Raw genomic sequence first — 17,627 nt, forward strand, 5'->3', positions numbered from 1 at the left:
CCCCTTGCCGGCCGTTTTACCGGGCCGATCGATGATCGTTGCAAGGATTTTGTGCAATGCACGAGAATAAAGCAAGGCGGAATCCAAGCTTATACCGCACACGCGAGATAACCGGCCTTATTCCTCAATCCAGCGTGCGGCGGAAACGGCGGACTGCGATCAGCATGGCGACGGCCATCAGGCCGGCGAGCGCCAGCGTGTCATAGGCCAATGTCTCGATGCTGGCACCCTTCAGCATTACCGCCCGGACGATGCGGATATAGTGGGTGAGCGGCAGCGCCTCGCCGATCCACTGGGCCCAGTTGGGCATGCCGGCGAAGGGAAACATGAAGCCGGAGAGAAGAATGTTCGGCAGGAAGAACATCATCGCCATCTGCATCGCCTGAAGCTGGTTCGCCGCAACCGTCGAGAACGTGTAGCCGATCGACAGGTTGGTGACGACGAAGAGCGAGGTCGCCGCCGCGAGCGACAGGGGATCGCCGAGGACCGGTACGCGAAAAACGAGGATGCCGACGCCGATGATGACGAGCGCCTGGATGAGGCCGATCAGCACGTAAGGAGCGATCTTGCCGAGCATGATCTCCAAGGGCTTGATCGGCATCGAGAGCAGGTTCTCCATCGTACCGCGCTCCGCCTCGCGGGTGACGGAAAGGGCGGTGAAGATCAGAAGCGTCATCGTCAGGATCGTGCCGAGCAGGCCGGGGACGATGTTCAACGTCGAAGAGCCGGCCGGATTGTAGCGGCGGTGCTGGATGATCTGGAAGGCGGGTTTCACCGGCTCGGCGAAGGCGACCTGGCGGTCGTTTTCAAGCGCGGTCGAGATGATGCCGGAGAGAGAGCCGAGCGCGGAACTGGCGGCGACCGGGTCTGTGGCGTCGGCTGCGACCAGAAGCGAGGGCGAATCGCCGCGGCGCAGCGACCGTTCGAAACCTTCGGGGATTTCGACGACGAACAGGGCTTCGCCGGACTGCAACAGGGCATCCATGTCCTCGGCGCGGGTGACTACGGTCTTCACCTCGAAAAAATCGGTGTTTTTCAGCGCCGCGAGGATGGAGCGGCCGACATCGGTGTTTTCGCGCATCAGCACGGCAGTCGGCAGGTTGTGGGGCGTCGTATTGATCGCAAAGCCGAACAGGAAAAGCTGCATGATCGGCAGCATGACCATGGTCGCGAGCGTGATGCGGTCGCGGGTCATCTGGATGAATTCCTTGACGGTCATCGCCCAGAAGCGGCCGAAGGAGCCGCCATTGCCGTTTGTGCTGCCGGGAGCCGTGGTCATTGGAAATTGTCCTCCGAACGGCGCATCAGGTCGATGAAGGCGTCTTCGAGCGTCGGTTCGCCCTTTTCCCATTTGAGACCGGGTTTTTCGCGGTAAGGCGCGATCGCCTTTTCCAGCGCCTCCGCATCGCGGCCGGCGACGTGCAGGCTGGTGCCGAAGGGGGCGATCATGTCGATGCCGGGCTGGTTTTCGAGCTCGGCCTGGAGATGGTGCACGTCCGGGCCGGAGGCGGTGAAGGTAACGAGGCCGGTGCCGGCGATCACCTCGTCCACCGTGCCTTCGGCGAGCAGCTTTCCATAGGCGATATAGGCGATCTCGTGGCAGCGCTCGGCCTCGTCCATGTAATGGGTGGAGACGAGCACCGAGAGGCCATCGGCCGCCAGCGCGTGGATCTCGTTCCAGAAGTCGCGGCGGGCCTTCGGGTCGACGCCGGCGGTCGGTTCGTCGAGGAGGAGAAGTGCGGGTTCGGGCAGGATGCAGGCGCCGAGCGCGAGGCGCTGCTTCCAGCCGCCGGACAGCTCGCCGGCCAGTTGCTTCTCGCGACCCTTGAGGCCGAGGCGTTCGATTGCCGCGCTCGCCTTGCCGCGCGGATCGGGCAGGCCGTAGACGCGGGCGACGAATTCGAGGTTTTCGCGGATCGACAGGTCCTGGTAGAGCGAAAATTTCTGGGTCATGTAGCCGACCCGGCGGCGGATGCGGTCGCTTTCGGTGAGAATGTCGAAGCCGAGGCAGGTGCCGTCGCCGCTGTCGGGCGTCAGGAGGCCGCAGAGCATGCGGATGGTGGTGGTCTTGCCGGAGCCGTTGGGGCCGAGAAAGCCGTGGATGCGGCCTTTCTTTACCGACATGGAGACATCGTCGACCACCTTGCGGCCGCCAAAACTCTTGGTGAGGTGGTGGACATCGATCACCGTTTCGGGGGCATCGACTTCGTAGGTTTCGGCGGCGGTCATCGGCGTGGTCCTGGCAGGACATCGACCGGCTGGCCGGGGCGGAGCGCCTTCGGATCGGACGGGATCGCCTCGACGCGGTAGACGAGTTTTGCGCGCTCTTCGAGGCTGTAGATTTCCGGCGGCGTGTATTCCGCGTTCCTGGCGATGAAGCTGACCCTGGCATCGACCGGCCGGCAGGCGTCACAGGCGACGCGGACCGGCTGGCCGAGCGACAGCATGGCGATTTGGGTTTCGGGGACGAAGAAGCGGATTCGGACGTTTTCCGGCGGCAGGAGGGCCACGATCGGGCGGCCCGCGGGGACGATTTCGCCGCTTCTGTAATAGAGCGTTTCGATGCTGCCCGCGGCCGGCGCTGAAACCGAGCGGCGGGCAAGCGCTGCCTCGGCCGAAGCGAGATCAGCCTTGGCGGCCGCGACGGATTCCTCTGTCTGTCGCAACGTCTCACCACGAGCGGGAAGGGCGGCGAGGATGATCTGGCTGCGGATATTCTCGAGGGCGGCGCGGTTGGCGGCCTCGGTCGCGGTGGCGGTATCGAGATTGGCGCGGGTCGCAGTGCCGCGCTCGACGAGAACCCGGGTGCGGTCGAGATCCTGTTCGGCAAGCTCCAGCCGGGCAGCGGCTTCCCGTTCTGAGGCGCGCAGCACGTCTATCTCTTCGGGGCGCTTCTGGGCGGCCTGCGCCAGGTCCAGTTCGGCCCGGGAGCGTGCAAGCGACGCGCGGGCCGCGGCGACGGCGGCCTCTTCGCTCAAAGAGTCCAGCCTGAAGAGCGACGCGCCGGCTGCGATCGTTGCGCCTTCGGTAATATCCACCTGGGTGAGCCGGCCGGCACTTTCGGCACCGATGAACAGCATGTCTGCTTCGACCCAGCCCTGGTAGGGACGCGGCGGCTTGTCGGCGAAGAGGAAGGGCAGGGCGGCAAGGGCGGCGGCCGCCAGAATCGCGATGATGAGGATGCGCTTCACTTCGCACCTCCTTCCGGCACGAACAGGGTTTCGAGAAAAGCATCGAACAGATTTTGCGTGTCGAGATGTTCGTAGGCCTCGAACAGTGTCGTCCAGACGATCGACAGCAGCGCCGGGGCGATGACGATCTGCGGGATCTCGGCCAGCGCCGGATTGCGCAGGTCGCCGCGGTCGGCCGCCCGTTTCAACAGGATGCGCAGCACGCCAAGACCCTTGGAGATGATTTCACGGTGGTAGAATTCGGTAACGGCGGGGAACATCGGGCCCTCGGCGAGGATCAGCCGCAGAAGATGGCGGCGGTCGGTCTCCAGCACCTCGCGCTTGAAAAGAGCGTAGAACATCGAAACGGCGAAACGCGGCGGGATCGCATCGTTGGCGACCAGCCCCTCGATCTCTCCGAGGATGGGCGAGGCGATGCCGGAGACAAGTTCGGTGAACAGCGCCTCCTTGTCCGGGAAATGCAGGTAGACGGTGCCCTTGGCGATGCCGGCACGGGCCGCGACATCCTCCATGCGGGTGGCGGCGAAGCCGCGCTCGGAAAAGCAGGCGAAGGCTGCGGCCAGGATTTCGGCCCGGCGCTGCTGCGGATCGCGTTTTTCCCTTTTTCTCTCGGCCATCGTATATTCTCAATTATGACTGACTGGTCGGTCATTAACATTTGGCTGCAAAACTTTCAAGAGGTTTTGGAAAAAGTGAACAGAGGAGGTGGGCGTCTGACGAACATTGCCGGGCGGTTTTTCGGTGGTGTTTGGCGGCGCGGACGTTCCGGATGAATCTCACGAAGACGTTGGATGCATCCGGCTGGTTCGACCCCCATATAAACCAAACGGGACCCTTGAAGCTGCATAAGCCGCAAACGCATGCTAAGTTGGGGGTGACGAGGGTGATTGTAGGAGTCGCAGTAGATGTTGCAGAATTCCGAAGGTGTAGTGCCGGCCTTCGAACTTTCCCTGGGTGGTCAGCTCCGCATGATGGGCAAGGCATTCTGGGATGCGCCGGTGCGCAATCGCGTCGTTGTGCTGACTGCGGCATTGCTCGTCGTCATCTTCGCAACGACCTATGCGACATACCGGCTGAACGAGTGGAACGGGCCGTTCTACGACGCGCTGGAACGCCGCGACATGCCGGAATTTCTGAACCAACTCGTCGTGTTTGGCATTATCGCCTTTTCGCTGACGCTCTTGAACGTCATCCAGCAGTGGCTGAACCAGATCACCGCCCTGCGGATGCGCGAGGGGTTGGCACGCGACCTCGCCGATGTCTGGCTGAAGCCTGGCCGGGCCCTCAAGCTCGCCGGGGCCGGCGCGATCGCCAGTAACCCCGACCAGCGGCTGCACGAGGACACGCGCATCCTGGCGGAAAACACCACGGCGCTGGCGATCGGGCTCGTCAACTCGACGATCCTGCTCGCAAGCTTCATTGGCGTGCTCTGGGCGATTTCGTCGGATTTCGTCTTCCATTTCGGCGGCCGCACCATTTCGATCCCCGGCTACATGGTGTGGACGACTATCCTCTATGCGCTGCTGGGCTCTGTGCTCAGTAACGTGGTCGGCAACCTGCTGCCGCGGCTGAACGCCGAGCGTTATGCCCGGGAAGCGGACCTGCGCGCAGCCCTGGTGCGCGCCAACGAGAACTTGAAGCCGATCGCGCTGGCGCGCGGCGAGGCGAACGAGCTCACCCGTGTGCATTTCGCGATCGACGGGGTGCTGGGCATGCTGCGAAAGCTCGCCTGGGCGCTCGCCAACCTCACCTGGGTCTCCGCCGGCTTCGGCTGGCTGGCGCTGGTGGCGCCGATCATCATCGCGTCGCCGATGTATTTTTCCGGCGAACTCTCCTTCGGCGGGCTGATGATGGCGGTCGGCGCCTTCAACCAGGTCAACCAGGCGCTTCGCTGGTATGTCGTCAATTTCAGCGTCATCGCCGACTGGCGGGCGACGCTGAACCGGGTCTCGTCCTTCCGCCACGCACTGCTGACCATGGATAGTCTGGCCAAGGAGGGCGAGGTGATCGCCTATCGCGAAGCGCCGGCCGGCGAGGGCATCAGCCTTTGCGGCGTCGCCGTTTACGGTGCGCCCGAGCAGGGCGCGGCGGGGCACGGGGTGCGCGTGGTGGAGGGCGATTGCGGCATCGAGCCGGGCGAGCGGGTGATGATCAACGGCGATCCGGGCGCCGACCGGCATCTGTTCTTCCAGGCGCTGGCCGGCATCTGGCCCTGGGGGCGCGGTGAGATCGGTCTGCCGCCGGTGGACAGTATGATCCTGATGCCGCAGGACGGATACCTGCCGACGGCGACGCTGCGCGAGGTGATGACCTCTCCCGCCGGGCTGAACGGCGCCGATGACAACGCGCTGGCACAAGCCCTCGAAAAGGTCGGGCTCGGTCGTCTCGTGGGCAGGCTGGACGAGGTCGAGCGCTGGGACCGGCTGCTCGACAAGGACGAGGAGGCGGCGCTCGCGATCGCCAACGCGATGCTGCGCAAGCCGGACTGGCTGATCATGGACGACGTGCTGGAAGGCCTGGAGCCGGAAACCCAGGAGCGACTGCTGAACGTGCTCGGCCGTCTCGAAGGCGTGACGCTCATCTATATCGGCCGTTCGGAAGAGTTCCGGGCCAAATTCTCGCCGCGCCTCTTCCACCTCTCGCCGCTTCACGCGCATGCGAAGAAGAAAAAGGAAGATGCGTGAAATGAGCAGGCATATGGCTCCGGCCAAGACAGGGCAATGCATCGTCTGCGGCCGCACTTTCCCGCTTTCGAAAATGCACAAGGCCGGGTACCTGCGGCCGCATTTCCTGGCAATGGTCGCCGAGGAGGTCGAGGACTGCACCGCCGACAGCTATATCTGCGACGAGGATCTCGGCCGCTACCGTCGCCGTTACGTGGAAAAGCTGCTCGACGAGGAGCGCGGCGAGCTTTCCGATCTCGACAGGCGCGTGCTCGACAGTTTCGAGAAGGGCGCCTCGACGGTCCAGACGAGCGCCACCGATCTGCTCGAGCGCAATCCCACCTTCGGCGAGAGGATTGCCGACAAGGTCGCCACCTTCGGCGGCTCATGGACGTTCATCCTGAGTTTCCTTGGCGTGCTGGTCGTGTGGATGGGGATCAATGTCGTCGGCCTGTTCGCCCAGCCTTTCGACCCCTATCCGTTCATCCTGCTCAACCTGGTGCTTTCCTGCCTTGCCGCGCTGCAGGCGCCGGTCATCATGATGAGCCAGCGGCGGCAGGAGCAAAAGGACCGGCTGCGCTCCGAGAACGACTACATGATCAACCTGCGCGCCGAGCTCGAAATCCGCCAGCTCCACGAAAAGATCGACCACCAGATGGCGCATCAATGGGAGCGGCTGGCAGAAATGCAGCAGATCCAGATCGAGCTTCTGGAACGGCGTGGCGGCGGGCGGGGTCCGAACTAGGTCCGCCCCCTACGGCCGACGAGGACGGCTGTAGCGCCGGCGGCAATTTTGGCGGAATTCCCCGGCTTTTTGAGTGTTTACTGCACCTATTCTTAAAGGGCTGCGTGCTAAACGGATTTTCGCCGCTGGTTGAAGCATCTGCGGTCCCCATCTTTTTAGGATTCACAGATGAAAAAAGCTCTCCTCATTGCCATGCTCGTTATGGCCGCTCCCATGCTGGCCCAGGCGAAAACACTCAAGTTCCCGAGCGACGCTCCGATCGCGAGCATCAAGATCCCCGACAGCTGGAACCCGAAGGAAACCGACACCGGCGTCGATGCCACGTCAAGTGACGATGCCGTCTATCTTTCCGCCGATGTCGCGGAGCTGAAGTCGATGGACAAGACCGTTTCGGAGGCCATCGACTTCCTGAAGGAGGTTGGCGTCACCGTCGATCCCAAGACGCTGAAGGAAACTCCGGTTGAGGAGTTCAACGGCATGCAGATGACCACGCTCGACTGGGACGGCAAGGACGAGAACGGCCCGGTGAGCGTCGGGCTTGCACTGATCCAGACGTCGCCGACCAAGGGCCTTGTCGTCACCTATTGGGGAACCAAGGGCGACGAGGAAAAGCACCAGAAGGAACTGGTCGACATCCTGTTGTCGATCAAGCCGATCGTAAAGTGATACCGAAAGCGGCGGTGGTTGTTTCCGCCGCCGCTTCGATGCCGTCGGACCGAGTGGTCGAAAAGTCAGCCGATGAAATCGCTGACGATGCGGGCGACCTGTTCCGGCATTTCGAGTTGCAGCATGTGGCCGCTCGGCACTTCCATGGATGCCCAGGACGGATCGGCGCTGACCCGGGCGTAGATGCCGGAGAAGATTTTCGACTGGTCGATATTGGCCGAGACGTAAAGCCTTTTCGTGATCTTCCGATAATCACCCGACAGCTTGATCTTCTGGATCATCGTCGCAAACGGCTGCGGCGAGCGGCTGGTCATGTAATGGCGCAGATGTTCCGGCACGCGGGTCGCGTGACGGGCAGGGGGCGGCACCGCGACGCCGCCGAGTTCGCCGGCCATGGCGAGGTTGGCCATCGCCACTTCCGGACCGAGCAGATCGAGCGCCGACTGGCCGTTTTCCGGCAGGAAAGCGTCGAGATAGGTCAGCGTGCGGATGCGGGTTGCGAAACGATCGGCGACACCTGTGATCACAATGCCGCCATAGGAATGGCCGACGAGGTCGAATTCCTCCAGGCCTTCCGCGTCGACAAGGCCGCAGACATCACCGATATGGGTGTCGAGATTGATGGCGCCCGAAAAGAGGTGGCTGCGCTCGCCAAGCCCGGTGAGGCTCGGCACGAAGACCTGATGGCCCATGCTCCGAAGACTATCGGCGACCGGCGTCCAGCTGGCGCTCGATCCCCAGGCTCCCTGCACTAGAACGATTTTGCGGCTGGCCATTCATCCCCTCCCGTCTGAACGATGCCGGTTGTTTCCCATCCGGGTCGGGTGGAGTCAATGCGACAGGCGGGGGGACAGATTTGGCGGAGTACGGCTGTTCAGTCGTTCTTCCAAGTGAGGCGGAAGACGCGGAGCCAGTTGTCCAGGGCGAATTTTCTCAAGGTCGGCTCGTCAAAACCGGCCTTGCGCATGGCAGCGAAGAGATGCGGCAGGCCACTTGCATCCTTGATCTCGCGGGGCACGACTGTGCCGTCGAAATCCGACCCGAGCGCCACGCGGTCCACGCCAACGCGGTCGATCAGATATCCGATGTGGGAGACAACGGTGTCGAGAGGGGTGTTATCGTCCAGATGTGCGTCGGCACGGATATCGTAGACGGCGAGGTTGAAGCCGATGACCCCGTCCGTATCGCGAATGGCATCAAGCTGCCGGTCGGTGAGGTTGCGGGTGGAGGGGCAGAGTGCATGAGCACAGGCATGCGTGGCGACGAGGGGAGCGGAGCTCAAGGCCGCCACGTCCCAGAATCCGCGCTCATTGAGATGCGAGAGGTCGATCATGATGCCGAGGGCGTTGCAGGCTCTCACCAGTTCTCTGCCGATATCCGTCAGGCCCGGGCCTGTGTCGGGAGATCTCGGATAAGCGAAGGGCACGCCGTAGCCGAATATGTTGGGGCGGCTCCAGACCGGGCCGAGAGAACGCAGGCCCGCCGTGTGCAGGATATGGAGATAGTCGAGATCGGGACCGATCGCCTCGGCGCCTTCGATATGGAGAACGACAGCGAAGGCGGATTCCGCCCGGGCGGTTTCGATGCTGCCGACATCGGTCGCGAGGCGCATCCGGCCGCTCGAGCGCCGGATCAATAGATTGATGGCGGCAAGCTGGGCGTCGATCAGCCGGCGGGCATAAGCCTCTTCCACAGCGTCGGCATAACGAACCTCATACCCGTCACTGGTGGTCGTCAGATCGTTTTCCGGCTTGCGCTCCGGATGGGCATGCAGCGCAAATAATCCGCCGACTAGGCTTCCTTCGATCGCGCGGGGAAGATCGAGATGGCCAGCCTCCGAGCGAGCGAGGAAATCGCGGCCGCCGGGTTTGTATTCCCCAATGTATTGGACCGCGTCATTGTGCCCGTCGAAGACTTCGATCCTGTCCATGTGACATCAATCCTCAAGGCATGGTGGGATATCATCTCGACGAACCGGCTGCCCGGTCGTCACACAACGGTTCATTTCCACAGTCTGATCATGGTTTTATGACGACAGGTGTGTCCTGCTACCGCCACATGCCGCGCATGCGGGCGGTGACGTCGATGCGGACCTGGTGGCGAGCCTGGCGTTCGGCGTCGGTCATCTGGGCGACGACCGGCCAGGCGGCGGTTTCGAAGAATTGCAGCAGGGTCGCCGGGATGAACCGGGTGCGGGCGGCATAGACATGGCGGTCGCCCTGCGAAGCCTGCCCGTGCACGAAGAAGCGCTGCGGCGTCATCAGGTGCAGGTGGTCCTTGGCCCGTGTCATCGCCACGTAGAGGAGGCGGCGTTCCTCTTCGATTTCGGCGGTCGAGCCGACGCCGAGGTCCGACGGAATGCAGCCATCGACGCAGTTCAAGAGGAAGACCGAGCGCCATTCCTGGCCCTTGGAGGAATGGATGGTCGAGAGGATGAGATAGTCCTCGTCGAGCAAAGGCGTGCCGGATTCGGCGCTGGTCGCATCCGGCGGGTCGAGCGTCAGCTCGGTGAGGAAACGTTCGCGCGACGTATAACCGGAGGCGATCTGTTCGAGCTGCAGCAGGTCGGCCTTGCGGGTTTCGGCATCCTCGTGGATGCGGGCAAGATGCGGCTCGTACCATTGTCGGGCGAGGCCGATTTCGGAGGGCCAGCCTTCGCCCCTGCGGACGGCGGCGAGCATGTCGACAAAGGCCGGCCAGTCCGCGCCGGAACGTGGCGGGGCGGGAATTTCCTGGAGTGCTGCGAGCGGCTCGGGATCGGCTGCAATCGCATCGAGGATCTTTCCCGCCGTCTGCGGGCCGATGCCGGGAAGAAGCTGCATCAGCCGGAAGCCGGCGACGCGGTCGCGCGGGTTCTGGGCGAAACGCAGGGCCGCCAGCATGTCCTTGACATGGGCGCTGTCCAGAAATTTCAGGCCGCCGAACTTCACGAACGGGATGTTGCGGCGGGTGAGCTCGACTTCCAGCGGGCCGGAATGATGCGAGGAGCGGAAGAGTACGGCCTGGCTCTTGAGCGCCATGCCGGTCTCGCGGTTTTCGAGGATCTTCTCGACGATGTAATTGGCCTGTTCGGTCTCGTCCTTGACGGCGACGAGGCGGGGGCGCTCCTCCGACTGGCGCTCGGTCCAGAGGTTCTTGGTGAAGCGTTCGCGGGCGAGATCGATGACGCCGTTGGCGGCGGCCAGGATCGTGTTGGTCGAGCGGTAGTTGCGGTCGAGCGTGACGATATTGGCCGGCGGATCGAACGTGTTCGGGAAGTCGAGGATGTTGCGGATCGTCGCGGCGCGGAAGGAATAGATCGACTGGGCGTCGTCGCCGACGACGGTGAGGCCAATGCCGCCGGGCTTCATCGCTATCAGGATCGACGATTGCAGGCGGTTGGTGTCTTGGTATTCGTCGACGAGCACATGGTCGAAACGTCCGCCGACATCTTCCGCGATCACCGGCTCGCTCATCATCTGCGCCCAGTAGAGCAGGAGGTCGTCGTAATCCAGCACGTTCTGGGCCTGCTTGGCTTCGACATAGGAGGCGAACAGTTCGCGGAGCTGCGGCTCCCAGGTGGAGCACCAGGGGAAATAGAGTTTCAGCACCTCGTCCAGCGGCGTTTCCGAATTCACGGCGCGGGAATAGATGGCGAGACAGGTGCCCTTGGTCGGAAAGCGGTTCTCCGTCTTCGAGAAGCCGAGTTCGTGGCGCACGAGGTTCATCAGGTCGGCGGAATCCTCCCGATCATGAATGGTGAAGTCGTGGTCGAGGCCGATCTGGTCGGCGTAGAGGCGGAGCAGCCGCGCGCCGATGCCGTGGAAGGTGCCGGCCCAGGCGAGCGCGTCGGTCATGATGCCGGCATTGGCACCGATAACCTGCGCGCAGATGCGCTCGACGCGGCGTGCCATTTCCGAAGCCGCGCGGCGGGAAAAGGTCATCAGCAGGATACGGCGCGGATCGGCGCCCGAGACGATCAGGTGCGCGACGCGATGGGCGAGCGTGTTGGTCTTGCCGGAACCGGCGCCGGCGATGACCAGCAAGGGCCCGGCCGGACCGCCTTCGGGCACGTCCGAGCCGTGCTCCACCGCACGCCGTTGTGCATCATTCAGCTTTTCCAGATAAGCAACAGCCATGCCCGTTCCCGATGTGTTCGAATTAGCCATAGCTGATTCGTGCGTCTGCGCCTGCATCCACCGGTCCGGCGTTTTTCCATCGGCATTCACGGACCTCGACATTCACGGATTTGGGAACGGGACTTAACTTGACCAACCAAGTCCTCTTTGTCTAAGAGAGCCGGGTCAAATTTTGGAGGCGATCTTGAAAACTTCATTCACCCTGGCCGCGGGCGTTGCCCTGGCCTTTTCCGTTCTCGCTCTTTCCTCGCCGGCTTCGGCACAGGTGGCCGACAGCCTCACCGTCTACAACGCCCAGCACGAAGGGCTGACCAAGGAATGGGCGAAGGCCTTCACGGAAGAGACCGGCATTGCCGTCACCATCCGCCAGGGCAGCGATCTCGAAATCGCCAACCAGATCGTTCAGGAAGGCGCCAATTCGCCGGCAGACGTGTTCCTGACCGAAAATTCGCCGGCCATGGCGCTGGTCGACGGCAAGGGCCTGTTCGCGCCGGTCGACAAGGCGACCCTCGACCAGGTTCTGCCGGGTTTTCACCCGGCCAACGGCAACTGGGTCGGTATCGCGGCCCGCTCGACCGTTTTCGTCTATGACAAGACCAAGCTGACGGAAGACAAGCTGCCGAAGTCGATGCTCGATCTCGCCAAGCCGGAATGGAAGGGCCGCTGGACGGCATCTCCGTCGGGCGCCGATTTCCAGGCGATCGTCGGTGCGCTGCTGCAGCTCAAGGGTGAAGAAGCGACCGCCGCTTGGCTGAAGGGCATGAAGGAAAATGCGACCCCGATCCGCGGCAACTCGACTGCCATGAAGGCGGTCAATGCCGGCCAGTTCGAAGGCGCGCTGATCTATCACTACTACTATTTCGGCGACGTGGCGAAGACCGGCGAGAACACCAAGAACATCGGTATGCATTATTTCAAAAACCAGGATCCGGGTGCCTTCGTGTCGATCTCGGGCGGCGGCGTCCTCGCCTCCTCCAAGCACAAGGAACAGGCGCAGGCCTTCCTGAAGTGGGTCACCGGCAAGGGCGGCCAGAAGATCCTGCGCGACGGCAACTCCTTTGAATACGCCGTCGGCAAGGGCGAGGCTTCCAACAAGATGCTGACCCCGATCGCCGACCTGGCAGCCCCGAAGGTCGAGCCCTCGACGCTGAACAACGCCAAGGTCACCGACATGATGACCGCCGCCGGCCTGCTCTAAAAAGCGGCCGATAACAGTTGCATGGAGACATCGCAGGGCGTACCTGCGATGTCTCATCTTTTCGGACCGGCAATGACTTCCACCACAGAGACCAGGATCACGATCGCGCCGCGACCCCGCCTGCCGGCTGCATCGTCCTGGACACTGACGATCGCGGTCGTGGTGGCTTTGCTGGCGCTCCTGCCGCTCGGCTTCGTGTTATGGGCAGCGGCCGTGACCGGCTGGGACATGGCTTTGCAGCTGATCTTCCGCTCGCGGGTCGGCGATCTGCTGGCCAATACCATCCTGCTCGTCGTCCTCACCATCCCGATCTGCGCGGTGCTCGGCGTCGCGCTCGCCTGGCTGACGGAACGCAGCGACCTGCCGGGCGCGCGGTTCTGGTCCTGGCTCTGCGTCACGCCGCTGGCCGTGCCCGCCTTCGTGCATTCCTATGCCTGGATCGGGCTGTGGCCCGGTTTCAACGGGCTTCCCGCCGGCGTGGCGATCTCGGTCGTCGCCTATTTTCCCTTTCTCTACCTTCCCCTGTCCGCCGCCTTCCGGCTTCTCGACCCGGCGCTGGAGGACCAGGCGGCCTCGCTGGGGCTGGCGCCCTTCGCCGTTTTCCGGCGCGTCGTGCTGCCGCAGCTTAGGCTTGCGCTGTGCGGCGGCGCACTGCTGATCGGCCTGCATCTCTTGGCCGAGTACGGGTTGTTTGCGATGATCCGCTTCGACACGTTCACGACCGCGATCCTCGACCAGTTCCAGTCGACCTATAACGGCGTTGCCGCCTATATGCTGGCGCTGGTTCTGGTGCTCTGCTGCTTCGTGCTGCTCGGCCTCGAAGCCGGCTTGCGCGGCCGCAGCCGGTATGCGCGGCTCGGGTCCGGCGTCGCCCGCCGGCCGAAGATCGCCCGGCTGGGCAAGTGGAAATACGTCGCTCTCCTCCTGCCTGCGGTGACGGCCGCGTTTGCGCTCGGCATTCCGGTGCTGACGCTCGGTCGGTGGCTGATCGCCGGCGGCGCCGAGGTGTGGCGGATCGACGAGGTCGGAGTGGCGCTGGGGCAGACGCTGGTCATCTGCCTGATCGGCGGGCTTGCGACGACGGCCGCCGCCGTGCCGATCGCCTGGCTCTCCGTGCGCCGGCCGACCCCCGCCAGCCGGTTCCTCGAAGGCTGCTATTATCTCGCAAGCTCGATGCCGGGCGTCGTCGTGGCGCTGGCGCTGGTGACGATCACCGTGCGGGCCATGCTGCCGCTCTACCAGAGCGTAGCGACCATCGTGCTTGCCTATGTGGTGATGTTCCTGCCACGCGCGCTGGTGAGCCTGCGCGCCAGCATCGCGCAGGTGCCGGTCGAGATCGAGCAGGCGGCTGCAAGCCTCGGGCGCTCACCGGGCAATGCGCTGCTTGCGACCACCATCCGGCTTGCGGCACCGGGAGCGGCTGCGGGCGTGGCGCTTTCGTCGCTCGGAATCATGAACGAACTGACGGCCACCCAGATGTTGGCGCCGAACGGCACCCGCACGCTCGCCATGGCCTTCTGGGCGCTGACCGGCGAGATCGACTATGCGGGTGCTGCGCCCTATGCGGTGCTGATGGTCGCCTTTTCGCTGCCGCTCACCTTTCTTCTCCACCACCAATCGAAAAAGATCGCCGGGCGATGACGTTTCTTACCCTGACCTCCCTGCGCAAACAGTATGGTTCCGTCGCAGCCCTCGACGGCATCGACCTGTCGGTGACCGCAGGCAGCCGCACGGCGATCGTCGGGCCTTCCGGCTGCGGCAAGACCACGCTTCTGCGCCTGGTTGCCGGCTTCGATGCGCCGGATGAGGGCCGCATCGTGTTCGCCGGCCTGCAGCTTGCCGATGCTCGCTCCCAGGTGCCGGCGCACAAGCGCGGCATCGGCATCGTGGCGCAGGACGGCTGCCTGTTTCCGCATCTGACGATCCGGCAGAATATCGGTTTCGGGCTGGAGGCGGAGGCGTCTGCGAAGAATGCCCGCATCGCCCAGCTGATGGACATGGTGGGGCTCGATGCGGCCATGCTCGCCCGCAAGCCCGATCAGCTCTCTGGCGGCCAGCAGCAGCGCGTAGCGCTCGCCAGGGCGTTGGCACGCAAGCCGAGGCTGATGCTGCTGGATGAGCCCTTCTCGGCGCTGGATACCGGCCTCAGGGCCGCGACCCGCAAGGCGGTGACGGACGTGCTGACAGCGGCCGGCATCACCACGCTTCTGGTGACCCACGATCAGGGCGAGGCGCTTGCCTTCGCCGACCAGGTGGCGGTGATGCGGGCGGGGAAGTTCGCGCAGGTGGGAAGCCCGCGCGAAGTCTATTCGCGACCGGTCGACGCGGCGACGGCAGCCTTCCTCGGCGAGGCGATCGTGCTGCCCGCCGACGTCGCGGACGGGCGGGCCGACAGCCCGCTCGGGATCCTGCCGGTCGACGATGTCGCCTATCGCGGCAAGGCGCAGATCATGCTGCGGCCGGAGCAGGTCACGGTCACGCGGCATGGGGTTCAGGGCGGTGGCGAGGGCGCTCGCGGGACGATCGCCGAAATCAATTTCTGCGGCCCGACCTCGGATGTCCGCATCACGCTCGGTGGCGATCCGCAGGGCTTCTCTTTCAGGCTCGACATTCCGAGCCGCGAGACGCTTGTCGCCGGCGACAGGGTGACGATCGGAGTGGCTGGAACGGCGCATCTCTTCCGGCAGCCCGGCTTCCAAACCGCAAGCTCCTAGGACCGTTGGAACCCTGGAACATTTCTTCGCGTTATCGGACCATCAACGTGAAGGAACAAATTCCATGCTGAAATGGGCTCTCATCTTCCTGGTCATCTCGCTGATTTCCGGTTTCCTCGGTTTCTCCGGAGTTTCCGCCGCGACGGCCTCGATCGCAAAGATTCTCTTCTTCATCTTCCTCGTCATCTTTCTGGTTTTCGTGGTGCTTGCGTTTGCGGCCGGCAACGCAATTCTCTGATTCGCCCGGGACTTTCTGGCGTGAAGCGCCAAGAGCCGGTCGAAGCAGTTCGCTTGAAACAAAAAAGCCCCGCCGAAGGTCGGGCGGGGCAAATTGGGGAAAATCCGCATCAATGACGCGGTGGGTCGCATTTGGCATATTCCATGTCGTGTTGCGAGGCGGGTTCCGGCCGATTCGGTACGCTCCCGCGAAAAAAAGCACCGATCTCGAACAGCAGGAACCGTTGCTGACGCGAACGTCAGGGGCGCGACGGATGTTTCTGCGCGAAGACCAGCAGTTTCCAGGTCACGGGCCCGAGGACCGTATGCTCGTGATGAATCTGAGGGATGGCTGCGTCCTTGTGAACAACGATTTCGTCGCCGCAGGTCTTGCACCGGTAGATGCCGGCATTCGGCACCTTTTGCCCCGGCATCCAATCCTTCTCGAAGGCCGGTGCTTTCGTCTGGACGAGATGCTCCGAATTCTTGAACTGCGCCATCTACACCTCCTTGATGTCGTAACACCATAACAGGCGCAGATGACCAAATCGCCAGCAAGGCTGGTGAAGAATGTCCGGCGCAAATGCGCCGTTTTGGAACGGATATATTAAGGGAAGGATCAGAAACGAAGAAATCCGCCGATGCGGATTTCTCAACGTTTTGAACTGGATGGTGGGTGTGACAGGGATTGAGCCTTTGACCCCTATGATGTGAACGTTGTGACCGCGCAGTAAATTACGGCTTCCCGGTCAAACGACCTCGCTGGTCGCGAGCTTGAAAGAATAAATTGGTGTTTTTCAGACAGCCGGCAATCCTTCTTGGAAGGAAATAAATATATCTTGATTTGGGCGATCGTCATTCATGGGATTTTCGAACGATATCAAAATATTACTGACATTGTTGGGCTTTCAGCAAGGTCGCATGCCATTGCATTTTTGAGATCTGGGATTATATGCAAATTTGGATCGAAAAATATTGAGTTAGATTTCGAGTCTATTTATTTTTCTTCATTCTTGAAATCGTTCCGATTCAAGCAATCGCAGGCTGACCGCAATTTTTTTGGCCGGATTCTGATCAGTCCTCACGGACTGCCCGCCACCCCCAGCAGGATACTCCGACCTCAGATCGACCCGGTCTTAGCGGTACGATGAAGGAGTTCCATCATGGCAATCGAGCAGGCCGGCGTGCGGATTGCGCGCAAACCCTGGGGTAGCCACGATCTCCAGCCCTGGACGAAGACACGCCACGACGACGCGATCGGCGAAATTTGGTTCGAGCGCGCCGACGCGCAGTCGCCCGATCCCGCTCTGCTTCTCAAGCTGCTCTTCACAAAAGAGCCCTTGTCTATCCAGGTCCATCCCGACGACGACCTTGCGCAATCGCTCGGCATGGAAAACGGAAAGACCGAAGCATGGTATATTCTTTCAGCGGAACCGGGCGCTCAGGTTGCCGTCGGGTTGACGAGGAGGCTAACGCAGCCGGAACTGCGCCATGCGATCCTTGATGGCTCCATAGCCGATATCGTGGATTGGCGGGATGCCATCGCGGGCGACGTCATTTTCGTCCCGGCCGGAACCATTCACGCCATTGGCGCCGGGCTTGTTGTCGCGGAGATTCAGCAGAGAAGCGATACGACATTTCGTCTTTTCGACCATGGCCGCGAGCGCGAACTGCATGTGGAGCGGGCCGTCGCGGCTGCGGATCCAGAGCCGGCGAAGGCCCAGGCAATTCCGGTGGACCTCACGGAGGTCAGGACACAACTGGTCTCCTGTCCTTTCTTCGTCCTCGAACGAGTCAACCTTCCGGCAGACTCTAACTGGGAGTTGAACGCGGAATGCGAGACTTGGGTGCTGGTCATCGCGGGTGAGATAGACGTCGGGAAGGCATATGCCGGCATCGGAGATGCGTTGTTTGCCGACGCCTCGCAGACCCATATCAAGGCCGGGAGCAAGGGACTGACCGCCCTGCTTGCCTATGCCGACGCGGAACCAAGGCCCGGCCTGCTGCGCAATCTCGACATACGCACGGCCAAGCCAGCGACCCGGCATCTTGAACCGGCACTCATTCACCATCAACAACCGGCGGGCTTGCCATTCCGCTCAACGGAGGCATGACC

16 protein-coding genes are annotated in these 17,627 nt (G+C 62.8%); 8 read left to right on the plus strand and 8 right to left on the minus strand.

Annotation, left to right across the window (positions count from 1 at the left end; all coding sequences use genetic code 11):
* Positions 1-124 precede the first annotated feature (124 nt).
* The 4 genes from ABCW43_RS10860 to ABCW43_RS10875 are packed head-to-tail and all read right to left on the minus strand — an operon-like array spanning position 125 to position 3,808.
* On the minus strand, positions 125-1,279 hold the full coding sequence (locus ABCW43_RS10860; RefSeq protein WP_345924065.1) for an ABC transporter permease: 1,155 nt from the start codon (positions 1,277-1,279) through the stop codon (positions 125-127).
* A complete protein-coding gene (locus ABCW43_RS10865) occupies positions 1,276-2,229 on the minus strand; it encodes an ABC transporter ATP-binding protein (protein WP_345924067.1) in 954 nt (317 codons plus the stop codon). Before ABCW43_RS10865 ends, ABCW43_RS10860 begins: the two co-directional genes overlap by 4 nt.
* Positions 2,226-3,191, minus strand: a complete 966-nt coding sequence (locus ABCW43_RS10870; RefSeq protein ID WP_345924069.1) for an HlyD family secretion protein — start codon at positions 3,189-3,191, stop codon at positions 2,226-2,228. The genes ABCW43_RS10865 and ABCW43_RS10870 overlap by 4 nt, the downstream gene beginning before the upstream one ends.
* Positions 3,188-3,808 carry a TetR/AcrR family transcriptional regulator gene (locus tag ABCW43_RS10875; RefSeq protein WP_345924071.1) on the minus strand — a complete coding sequence of 207 codons (621 nt, stop codon included), beginning with the start codon at positions 3,806-3,808 and terminating at the stop codon, positions 3,188-3,190. The genes ABCW43_RS10870 and ABCW43_RS10875 overlap by 4 nt, the downstream gene beginning before the upstream one ends.
* Before the next feature lie 288 nt (positions 3,809-4,096).
* Here ABCW43_RS10875 and ABCW43_RS10880 point away from each other — a divergent pair, with 288 nt between their 5' ends.
* The 3 genes from ABCW43_RS10880 to ABCW43_RS10890 all read left to right on the plus strand — a co-directional run bounded on the left by ABCW43_RS10880 (position 4,097) and on the right by ABCW43_RS10890 (position 7,265).
* Positions 4,097-5,875 carry an ABC transporter ATP-binding protein/permease gene (locus tag ABCW43_RS10880; protein ID WP_345924073.1) on the plus strand — a complete coding sequence of 593 codons (1,779 nt, stop codon included), beginning with the start codon at positions 4,097-4,099 and terminating at the stop codon, positions 5,873-5,875.
* 1 nt (position 5,876) lies between these two features.
* A complete protein-coding gene (locus tag ABCW43_RS10885) occupies positions 5,877-6,599 on the plus strand; it encodes a DUF1003 domain-containing protein (RefSeq protein WP_345924075.1) in 723 nt (240 codons plus the stop codon).
* Positions 6,600-6,767: 168 nt separating this feature from the next.
* On the plus strand, positions 6,768-7,265 hold the full coding sequence (locus ABCW43_RS10890) for a histidine kinase (RefSeq protein WP_345924077.1): 498 nt from the start codon (positions 6,768-6,770) through the stop codon (positions 7,263-7,265).
* Between the two features lie 65 nt (positions 7,266-7,330).
* Here the strand turns inward: ABCW43_RS10890 and ABCW43_RS10895 are convergent, their stop codons facing one another.
* The 3 genes from ABCW43_RS10895 to ABCW43_RS10905 form a co-directional block, all read right to left on the minus strand.
* Entirely contained in the window at positions 7,331-8,041 is a 711-nt protein-coding gene (locus ABCW43_RS10895) for an alpha/beta fold hydrolase (RefSeq protein WP_345924079.1), read from the minus strand.
* A 98-nt stretch (positions 8,042-8,139) separates the two neighbouring features.
* Positions 8,140-9,195, minus strand: coding sequence for a dipeptidase (locus tag ABCW43_RS10900; RefSeq protein WP_345924081.1), 1,056 nt, complete (start codon positions 9,193-9,195; stop codon positions 8,140-8,142).
* A 118-nt stretch (positions 9,196-9,313) separates the two neighbouring features.
* The gene (locus tag ABCW43_RS10905; protein ID WP_345924083.1) at positions 9,314-11,383 is read right to left on the minus strand and encodes an ATP-dependent helicase; all 2,070 of its coding nucleotides are present in this window, start codon (positions 11,381-11,383) and stop codon (positions 9,314-9,316) included.
* A gap of 184 nt (positions 11,384-11,567) precedes the next feature.
* Between ABCW43_RS10905 and ABCW43_RS10910 the strand changes: the two genes are divergently transcribed.
* The 4 genes from ABCW43_RS10910 to ABCW43_RS10925 all read left to right on the plus strand — a co-directional run bounded on the left by ABCW43_RS10910 (position 11,568) and on the right by ABCW43_RS10925 (position 15,533).
* Positions 11,568-12,581 carry an iron ABC transporter substrate-binding protein gene (locus ABCW43_RS10910; protein ID WP_345924085.1) on the plus strand — a complete coding sequence of 338 codons (1,014 nt, stop codon included), beginning with the start codon at positions 11,568-11,570 and terminating at the stop codon, positions 12,579-12,581.
* 72 nt (positions 12,582-12,653) lie between these two features.
* Positions 12,654-14,222, plus strand: coding sequence for an ABC transporter permease (locus tag ABCW43_RS10915; protein WP_345924087.1), 1,569 nt, complete (start codon positions 12,654-12,656; stop codon positions 14,220-14,222).
* Positions 14,219-15,295 (plus strand): ABC transporter ATP-binding protein, encoded by a 1,077-nt coding sequence (locus ABCW43_RS10920; protein WP_345924089.1) that lies wholly within the window; start codon positions 14,219-14,221, stop codon positions 15,293-15,295. The genes ABCW43_RS10915 and ABCW43_RS10920 overlap by 4 nt, the downstream gene beginning before the upstream one ends.
* A gap of 64 nt (positions 15,296-15,359) precedes the next feature.
* On the plus strand, positions 15,360-15,533 hold the full coding sequence (locus ABCW43_RS10925; RefSeq protein WP_345924091.1) for a DUF1328 domain-containing protein: 174 nt from the start codon (positions 15,360-15,362) through the stop codon (positions 15,531-15,533).
* A 238-nt stretch (positions 15,534-15,771) separates the two neighbouring features.
* On the opposite strand, the gene ABCW43_RS10930 is transcribed toward ABCW43_RS10925, so the two are convergent.
* Positions 15,772-16,011, minus strand: a complete 240-nt coding sequence (locus tag ABCW43_RS10930) for a hypothetical protein (RefSeq protein ID WP_345924093.1) — start codon at positions 16,009-16,011, stop codon at positions 15,772-15,774.
* Between the two features lie 663 nt (positions 16,012-16,674).
* Here ABCW43_RS10930 and ABCW43_RS10935 point away from each other — a divergent pair.
* Positions 16,675-17,625: a class I mannose-6-phosphate isomerase gene (locus ABCW43_RS10935; RefSeq protein WP_345924095.1), complete on the plus strand. Its 951-nt coding sequence runs from the start codon at positions 16,675-16,677 to the stop codon at positions 17,623-17,625.
* The last annotated feature ends 2 nt before the right edge of the window (positions 17,626-17,627 follow it).

The sequence above is a fragment of the Neorhizobium tunisiense genome, assembly GCF_039631515.1.
Lineage (GTDB): Bacteria > Pseudomonadota > Alphaproteobacteria > Rhizobiales > Rhizobiaceae > Neorhizobium.